Source organism: Cupriavidus sp. HPC(L), assembly GCF_000307735.3.
Lineage (GTDB): Bacteria > Pseudomonadota > Gammaproteobacteria > Burkholderiales > Burkholderiaceae > Cupriavidus.
The window spans coordinates 1-2,435 of sequence record NZ_AMPR02000315.1; the positions used below are offsets into that span (position 1 = coordinate 1).

Annotated in this window: 3 protein-coding genes; all 3 read right to left on the reverse strand. The window is 71.5% G+C overall.

Translation table 11 applies throughout. The features are described 5' to 3' along the window. Positions 1 to 804: acyl-CoA dehydrogenase family protein (locus B551_RS16435; protein ID WP_023264570.1), on the reverse strand; the 804-nt coding region annotated here is incomplete at its 3' end. A gap of 15 nt (positions 805 to 819) precedes the next feature. Continuing rightward, on the reverse strand, positions 820 to 1,671 hold the full coding sequence (locus tag B551_RS16440; RefSeq protein ID WP_023264571.1) for an enoyl-CoA hydratase family protein: 852 nt from the start codon (positions 1,669 to 1,671) through the stop codon (positions 820 to 822). A gap of 70 nt (positions 1,672 to 1,741) precedes the next feature. Beyond that, positions 1,742 to 2,435, reverse strand: a 694-nt coding sequence (locus tag B551_RS16445) for an SDR family NAD(P)-dependent oxidoreductase (RefSeq protein WP_043440322.1), incomplete at its 5' end; no start/stop codon positions are given.

Below are 2,435 nucleotides of genomic sequence, written 5' to 3' on the forward strand. Positions count from 1 at the left end.
CTCATCGAGCGCCGCGCGGCCGAAGCCCAGCGCGGCCGCCGCAACGGAGGCACGGAAGATGTCCAGCGTCATCATCGCCAGCTTGAAGCCCTGCCCCGGCTCGCCCAGCCGCTGCGCCACCGGCACGCGGCAGCCGTCGAAGCGCAGCGTCGCCAGCGGATGGGGCGCCATCACGTCGATGCGCTCGGCGATCTGCAGCCCCGGCGTATCGGCATCGACGACGAAGGCCGTGATGCCGCGCGCGCCAGGCGCTTCGCCGGTGCAGGCGAACACGCAATAGAAGTCGGCAATGCCGCCGTTCGAGATCCAGGTCTTGGCGCCGTCGAGCACGTAGTGATCGCCGTCCAGCGTCGCGCGGCACTGCATCGCCGCGACATCGGAACCGGCCTCCGGCTCCGACAGCGCGAAGGCCGCGATCGCCTCGCCGCGCGCCACGCGCGGCAGATAGCGCTGGCGCAGCGTCTCGTCGCCCGCCAGCGTGATCGCGCCCGATCCGAGGCCCTGCATCGCGAAGGCGAAATCGGCAAGCCCGTCGTGCCGCGCCAGCGTCTCGCGCAGCAGGCACAGCGCGCGCGAATCGAGCTGGTCGAGCGCGCCGCCGTAGGCCCGCGGCACGCAATAGCGCAGCCAGCCGGCGTCGCCGAGCTGCCGCACCAGCGCGCGGCAGTCCGCGTCGACATCGGCGCCGGGCGCATGCGGCTGCGCCGACAGCGAGCGCGCGCACCACGCGTCGAGCTCGCGCGCCAGCGTGCGGTGCGCATCGTCGAAGAACGGCAGCGTCAGATCATCGTCCCAGGCGGGCATCTCGGCTCTCCTCGCTCAGTTGCCTTCGAACACGGGCCTGGCCTTGGCGACGAAGGCTTCGTAGGCACGGCGGAAGTCGCCGGTCTGCATGCAGATCGCCTGGGCCTGCGCCTCGGCCTCGATGGCCTCGTCCAGTCCCATGTTCCATTCCTGGTGCAGCAGCTTCTTGGTGACGCCATGCGCGAAGGTCGGGCCCGCGGCAAGCTGCGCGGCCAGCGCCGCGGCCTCGTCGCCGAGCCGCTCGGGCGCGTGCAGCGCGTTGAAGAAGCCCCATTGCAGCCCCTCCTGCGCGCTCATCGCGCGGCCGGTATAGAGCAGCTCGCTGGCGCGGCCCTGGCCGATCATCCGCGGCAGCAGCGTGCAGGCGCCCATGTCGGCGCCGGCCAGGCCCACCCGCACGAACAGGAAGGCCGTGCGTGCCGACTCGGTCGCCAGCCGCATGTCCGAGGCCAGCGCGATCATCGCGCCCGCGCCGGCGCAGACGCCGTCGACCGCCGCGATGATCGGCTGCGGACACGCCCGCATCGCCTTGACCAGGTCGCCGGTCATCCGCGTGAAGTCGAGCAGCTCGGGCATCGCCATCTTCGTCAGCGGGCCGATGATCTCGTGCACGTCGCCGCCCGAGCAGAAGTTGCCGCCGGCACCCTGCACCACCACGGCCTTGATGTCGCTGGCATAGACCAGCGCGCGGAACAGATCGCGCAGTTCGGCGTAGGCGTCGAAGGTCAGCGGATTCTTGCGCTCGGGACGGTTCAGCGTCACGGTGCCGACCTTGCCGTCCGCGGATACCGACCACAGGAAGTGGCGCGGCGCGAAGTCCGCGAAGCCGCGCTTGTGGTGGCGCATGTCCAGTGCGATCTCGTTCATCTGCGTTCTCTCGTCGATTTTGTCGATGGATCGATGTATGGGTTCGTCTTGGGCCGCCGGAAAGACCCGTTCAGCCCGCCATCACCTCGCCGCCCGCCACCGCGATGGCCTGGCCGGTGATCGCGCTGGCCGACGGCCGGCATAGCCAGGCGACCGCGTCGGCCACTTCGTCCGGATCCACCAGCCGGCGCTGCGGATTGCGGCCGGCCAGTTCGGCGCGCGCCTGCGCTTCGGTACGGCCCGTCTTGCCGACGATATTGGCGACCGCCTCGCGCACGATGTCGGTATCGGTATAGCCGGGGCACACCGCATTGACGGTGACGCCGCTGCGCGCCAGCTCCAGCGCCAGCGCGCGCGTCAGGCCGAGCACGCCGTGCTTGGCCGCGCAGTAGGCCGTCACATAGGCATAGCCGGTCAGCGCGGCGGTGCTGGCCACATTGACCACACGGCCCCAGCCGGCGTCGCGCATCGCGGGCAGCGCGGCCTGCGTGCACAGGAAGGTGCCGGTCAGGTTCACATCGAGCATGCGGCGCCACAGCGCCAGATCGGTCTTCGCGATCGGCGCGCTGTGCGCCTGGCCGGCGTTGTTGACCAGCACGGCGATCGGTCCCAGCGCCTGCGCCGCGGCGTCGAACGCGCGGGCCACACTGCCGGCATCGGCGACATCGGCCTGCACCCCGTGCAGCCGCGCACCGGGATGATCCTGCCCAAGCCGCTCCGCGGCGCGCGCCAGCGCGTCGCCGTCGCGGCCCAGCAGCGTCACG

Coding starts and splice junctions, on each gene's coding strand:
- B551_RS16440 (WP_023264571.1), bottom strand. CDS start 1,671: ATGAACGAGATCGCACTGGACATGCGCCACCACAAGCGCGGCTTCGCG.